The organism is Oleiphilus sp. HI0043, assembly GCF_001634935.1.
In genome coordinates this window covers 1-1,647 of sequence record NZ_LWEY01001340.1, presented here as the reverse complement: position 1 = coordinate 1,647, position 1,647 = coordinate 1, and the positions used below count along the sequence as shown (strand labels likewise).

Sequence of the window (1,647 nt, the reverse complement as noted above, 5' to 3'; positions counted from 1 at the left end):
AGCGGAAGCAGCGAAAGAAGCGAACTCCGAGGCCGAATCCGGGTCCCAAGTTGTTAATGTTGCGGTATCGGTGATTGATCAGCTAGCTGAAGGTGTCGAACATACAGCCGAGACCATACAGCGTGTTGAACAGGATACGCACAACATAAGTACCGTGTTAGATTTTATTCGAGGCATCGCTGATCAAACAAACTTACTAGCCTTGAATGCCTCCATCGAGTCGGCTCGTGCAGGAGATAGTGGTCGCGGCTTTGCCGTCGTTGCAGATGAAGTGCGTACCTTGGCGAGTCAGACACAGAAATCGACTGAAGAAATTCAGCACTTGGTTCAGCAGCTACAGGCGGGTACCGAAGGTGCAACTGAGTCAATAGCTTTAGGCCAAGAAATGGCTAAAGACAGCGTGGAAAAAGCTCGAGACGCTGATAATTCCTTGCAAGCAATCACCCGAAGTGCTCACACGATCAGTGATATGAATGCGCAAATAGCGACGAGCGCAGCAGAGCAAGCAGAGGTGACAGAAAGCGTTAGCCGAAGTATTAATGAGATTTCTGAGCTGTCAGAACAAATTGCTACTGACTCCCATAACTTTGCCAATTCCAGTGCACAGCTTGGTGAGCTAGCCGCTCAACTTAAACAGCACATCGAAAAGTTTAAATTGGGATAAATCCAGCGTTGGCAGAGGGTTTCATCCCTCGCTGGATTAACCCTGTGCTTGCCCGCTTGCGAGCCGAGGAAGGCTGTGCATACATCTATGCTGCGAAGTGTTTTTCATCCAGCAGAAGCTAATCGAATAATCTCTGGATAACCCTTTTCCACCAACGCCTCTTCATTACTCTTATAAAATCCACGTAGCTTAAGAATGCGATGCATTTCAGATAGTCGATAGCTGGGAACGGTTGGGAGCAAATGATGTTCGCAGTGATAGTTCACATAATTCGGTGCAAACAGTAAACGCTCCCACCAGTTGGCGATGGTTGTACGTGTCGTGTGGCGAACATCCTCTGAGGCAAGTGCTGGCATGGCGCCGTGCTCGGCGATTTGACGAACTCGAATGATGAAGGGATGAGTAAAAATATAGGCAATCCACCATAAAGCATAGAGGCTGGCATGTCCGCTCGCCGCCAAGATACTAAAAAATATAAGGTGGAAACTGACGACGTGAAGGTAGTTTCTAAGTCCCATTTTCCAGCCAGCATCTGTTCCGATCTTATCGCTGTTTACACNCAAGGAAACGGCATTTCCAGCACGCCCTGGAAGTACATAAAATAACAAAGCTGATGTTGCCTTGAGCCCAGATAAACCAAGAAAGTCACGAATGATCTTGCGCTTAAAGCTATCTTTGCTAACCGGGTATTGAGCAATGTTACCAACATCGGGGTCTTCGTCGGTTCCGGTTTTAGTGTGGTGAGTAAAGTGATAAGGACGGTAGAAGTCGATAGGCACAAGTACCGGAATACCTGCCAACCAATGGCCAACCAGGTCATTCTGCTTTTGGGTGGAAAAGAATGAGCGGTGAGAGCATTCATGCAGAAGTATACCAAGACCGAGTTGCCGTCCTCCTAGAATGAATAAAGCCACTATGACGGTAATGATATTTGGCCAAACAGCAACGATAAAGAAAGCAAAAGCGATGAGTAGCCAGTTGAA

The 1,647-nt window shown here is 47.4% G+C and carries 2 protein-coding genes; one reads left to right on the top strand and one right to left on the bottom strand.

What is annotated here, in order from left to right; translation table 11 throughout:
- Positions 1-664: methyl-accepting chemotaxis protein (locus A3729_RS17940; protein ID WP_231877462.1), on the top strand; the 664-nt coding region annotated here is incomplete at its 5' end.
- Between the two features lie 104 nt (positions 665-768).
- On the opposite strand, the gene A3729_RS17935 is transcribed toward A3729_RS17940, so the two are convergent.
- A partial coding sequence (locus A3729_RS17935; protein ID WP_068634156.1) for a fatty acid desaturase family protein occupies positions 769-1,647 on the bottom strand: 879 nt, incomplete at its 5' end.